Raw genomic sequence first — 4194 nt, 5'->3', positions numbered from 1 at the left:
CTGCCCAGGCCGAAGGGGCTGTGCTCTATCAGGCCTTTGAGGACCTGAACTTTAAGCTTAAATAGTCGTCTCTGAAATATAAAATTAATTTTTTTCCATTTATCTGGACGTGAAACTTCTCAAAGGACATAAAAAGGAATCGGTTATTAGAAAGGTATAGAAGGCTGCATGAACAACGGCGCTGGCCATGACGCACACTTGCCTCTTAAAGGCAGCGCGCCATGGCCAGCGCCTTGCGATAACTCGAACCCCGTATGCCATGAATCCTTTTTGCAGAACTTGACATACACAACTTCTCCGTTCGATCCGTGGCAATGATGGTCAGGCCGGTCTGGAAATGACTTTCTATTTTAACGGGATTGTCTTATAGTTGCCTCGTCACCACTTTCACCAAGGGGTCAGGGTTTGAAATTCACTGCGGACCTGCATGTCCACTCGCGTTTTTCTCGGGCCACTTCCCGAAAAATCAACCTCAGTTCACTGGACTTCTGGGCAGCACGGAAAGGGCTGGCTCTGGTTGGCACCGGTGATGCGACTCATCCGGAGTGGTTTGCCGAGCTTCAGGATCAGCTGGTTGAGGCTGAGGAGGGCTTTTACCGGCTCAAAGATGAGCTGGTGCTTTCAGAAGGCGGGCAAACCCGGTTTGTCCTTAGTGTCGAGATTTCCAACATCTATAAGAAGAAAGGTCAGGTTCGCAAGAATCATAATCTGATCCTCCTGCCCAACCTTGAGACAGCGGCTCGTTTTAACAGCCGGTTGGCCCGTCTCGGTAATATCGAATCCGATGGCAGGCCGATTCTGGGCCTGGACGCCAAAGACCTGCTGGAGTTTTGCCTTGAAATTTCACCGGAAATCTTTTTTATTCCCGCCCATATCTGGACGCCCTGGTTTTCAGTGCTAGGTTCCAAAAGCGGGTTCGATTCCATTGAAGAATGTTTCGAGGACTTGACCGGGCATATCTATGCCTTGGAGACCGGACTGTCTTCAGACCCGGCCATGAATTCGAGATTCTCAGCCATAGATCGTTTTATTCTGGTTTCCAATTCGGATGCCCATTCGTCAGCCAAGCTGGGCCGGGAGGCCAATCTTTTTGAGACCGATTTCTCGTATCCGGCCATTATAAAGGCCATGAAGGGGCAGGGCGGTTTTAAAGGCACCATTGAATTTTTTCCCGAGGAAGGCAAATATCACCTGGACGGACACCGCAAATGCCACCAGCGCCTCAAACCGTCGGAGACCAGGCGGCTTAAGGGACTGTGTCCGGTGTGCGGTAAGCCCGTGACCCTGGGTGTGATGTACCGGGTTGAGGAGCTGGCTGACCGGCCGCCAGCGTCTGATTCAGAGGAGGCGCGGCCTGAGGCAGCCCGCTTTTTTCAGAGCCTTATCCCTCTGTCTGAAGTCCTGTCTGAAGTCCTTGGCAGCGGTCCTCAAACAAAAAAAGTTAGCCACCTTTATAACGATTTGTTGGCCAAGCTGGGGCCGGAGCTCCTTATCCTTAGGGAGATGCCGATTGAGGACATCGCCCGGGCCGGGGGCGAGCTGTTGGGCATAGGAATCGAGCGGATGCGGAAAGGTCAGGTCCGCCTTGCCCCCGGATACGACGGCGAGTACGGCCGGGTGAGTCTCTTCGATCCAGCCGAGCGGAAGTCGCTCCTTGGCCAGAACGCCCTGTTCGCTTTGGCGTCTCCTGAAAAAAAGAAAAAGGCCGGCGCTCCTGCTAAGGCGGCTTCTGAGTCCAAGGCAGAGCCTGAGAGCCTCTTTACCCCGGCAAAAGGGAAGGGCGGTCAGGCGGTTTTATTCCCGGATGACCCGCTTCTGGACGACCTGAATCCGCCTCAATATGAGGCTGTAACTCATGGGTCCGGGCCCCTGTCTATTTTGGCCGGGCCAGGTACAGGCAAGACCCTGGTTTTAACCCGGCGGGCGGCCTGGCTGGTCAGGGAGAACCTGGCCAGGCCTGAAGAGGTCCTGGGCGTGACGTTTACGCGCCAGGCCACCGGCGAGATGTCCTCAAGGCTGGCTTGGTGTCTGCCTTTTAACTCCCGGATTAAGAAAATGCCGGTCATGACCTTTCATGCGCTGGGAGCCAGGATCCTGAGTGAATTCAGCGGCCGTCAGTTTGAAGTCCTGTCTGAAGAGGCAATCCTGGACCTGGCCAGGGAAGTAGCCCGCGGTTCGGATTATTCTCCGGCAGAGCTCCTGAGGATTATTTCCCTGGCCAAGCAGAATCTCGGGCGACCGGGTGATTTGGAAAATCCTGAACTGGCCCAGCTATATCAGCGCTATGAACAGGCTCTGGCCTCGGCGGGCGGATATGACTTTGACGACCTGATCGCAAAAACCGTGGCCTTGCTCGAAGAAAACCCTGCCATTGCCAAGGCTTGCCAGGATCGCCATCGTCATGTTCTGGTTGATGAGTACCAGGACGTCAACCTGGCTCAATACCGCCTCACCCGGCTCCTGGTGCGAGATTCGTCCCCCAGCCTGACTGTTATCGGCGATCCAGATCAGGCCATCTACGGTTTTCGCGGGGCGGATGCGGCATATTTCAAGCGCTTTAATGAGGACTTCCCTGGGGCGCGCGTGATAAGGCTGACCCAAAACTACCGCAGCACCGACACCATCCTCAAGGCCTCGGCCCAGGTCATTGCTCACAATCCATTTGAAGGCAGGGTTGAGCTTTTCTCCGGACTTTCCGGTCCGGTCCGTCTGACCACCGTCGCGGCTGCCTCGCCCCAGGCTGAAGCCGAGTATGTGGCGGTTCAAATAGAGAAACTCCTGGGCGGGACGAGCCACTATGCCTTGGACACCGGTCTGGCCGATTCAACTGAGACTTCTGACCTGACCTTGAAAGATATAGCGGTTCTCTATCGCCTGCACGCCCTGGCCGGTCCTTTTGTCGAGGCGCTCGGTCAGGCGGGGTTGCCTTTACAGCAGGCTGGGACTGAGTCGCTCCATGAAACCGATGACATGGATTTCTCGGTAGAAAAGATCAGCCTCCTGACCATGCATGCGGCCAAGGGTCTGGAATTCGAGGTGGTTTTCATTGTTGGTCTGGAAGAGGGAGTACTGCCTTATGAGCCTCCAAATGATCGGCCTGTTTCCCTCGAAGAGGAACGGCGGCTTTTTTACGTCGCCATGACCCGGGCCCGGAGGCAGCTTTTTCTGACGCGGTCCAGGTCCCGCAGCCTTTTCGGGATCAAGCGCCAGCCCAAGCCCTCACCTTTTCTTGAGGAGATCTCCAGTCAGCTCAAAACCCAAGCCAGGCTCGGCCGCCGCCCGCCGCCCAGAGCCAGACAGTTGGAGTTATTCTAAAATTTTATAGTCGTTCCCGGTCAGCGCCTAAAAATGAAGGGGGAAACCTGTTCGCTTATTCGTTTTCCTTGGGCACGGCGCAGATCATTATCAAAGGCTCGGAGGCCGATTTGTTCTTATACTGGTGTTTTTCATCGGGCAGGACCAGGGCGAAATCCCCTTGTTTGACCTCATGCTCCTCCCCGTTTTCCGTAACCAGAACGCCGTGGCCCGCGATGATATAATTTACATGTTCCGAGGAATGCCGATGAAACGGGGTGTGGCCGTTCACGTCAATAGTAAATACACGAAAGGAAAATGTGGGCGCGCCGTCATTTTTTGATATGGGAACCTGTTTGAGCACCTTCTTTGCGCCTTCCATGTTCATGTCCATCTTTTCGACATTGTCCAGACTGGTTATCTTCATCTCAAAACCCTCCATGATTTGAATAAGGTATTTTTACTTATTAACCAATCTTTGAAGCTTTTCCCGGTCGGCTTTTTTTAGTCCTTTAACCACCAGGTCATAAGAATCGTCAATCATGGTCAATATCTCGTCCTCAGGGATTCTGTTATCTAAAACAACGGTGTTCCAGTGTTTTTTATTCATATAGTAGGCGGGCCGGACGGCCTGGTAGACTTCGCGCAGGGCTTGAGCGAGATCGGGATCGCATTTGAGTGAGAGGCGAAGAGGGTTTTCCGCCCAGGCGATCAGGGCGAACATCTTTCCTTTGACCTTGAAGACCATGGCTTCCGGCCCAAAGGGGTATTCTTCAGTCGCACCTGGTTTTTTGAGAAGATAGGTGCGGAGCGGTTCAAGTTTCATGCCTTCTACCTCTTGGCGGCTGAATTTTCAGAACAGGTAAGGGTCGGCCCGGATGACACTTCTTAATAATTTAT

3 protein-coding genes are annotated in these 4194 nt (G+C 53.7%); 1 reads left to right on the top strand and 2 read right to left on the bottom strand.

Annotated elements, in window-relative coordinates:
• The first annotated feature begins 405 nt into the window (after nucleotides 1–405).
• On the top strand, nucleotides 406–3315 hold the full coding sequence (locus tag JRI95_16500) for a UvrD-helicase domain-containing protein (protein MBW2063144.1): 2910 nt from the start codon (nucleotides 406–408) through the stop codon (nucleotides 3313–3315).
• A gap of 55 nt (nucleotides 3316–3370) precedes the next feature.
• Here JRI95_16500 and JRI95_16495 read toward each other — a convergent pair whose 3' ends face one another.
• Nucleotides 3371–3721, bottom strand: coding sequence for a cupin domain-containing protein (locus JRI95_16495; GenBank protein MBW2063143.1), 351 nt, complete (start codon nucleotides 3719–3721; stop codon nucleotides 3371–3373).
• A gap of 33 nt (nucleotides 3722–3754) precedes the next feature.
• Nucleotides 3755–4120, bottom strand: a complete 366-nt coding sequence (locus JRI95_16490; protein ID MBW2063142.1) for an MmcQ/YjbR family DNA-binding protein — start codon at nucleotides 4118–4120, stop codon at nucleotides 3755–3757.
• Between the last annotated feature and the right edge of the window lie 74 nt (nucleotides 4121–4194).

It is taken from the genome of Deltaproteobacteria bacterium (genome assembly GCA_019308995.1).
Taxonomy (GTDB): domain Bacteria; phylum Desulfobacterota; class Desulfarculia; order Adiutricales; family JAFDHD01; genus JAFDHD01.
This window is presented reverse-complemented; position numbering and strand designations above follow the sequence as displayed.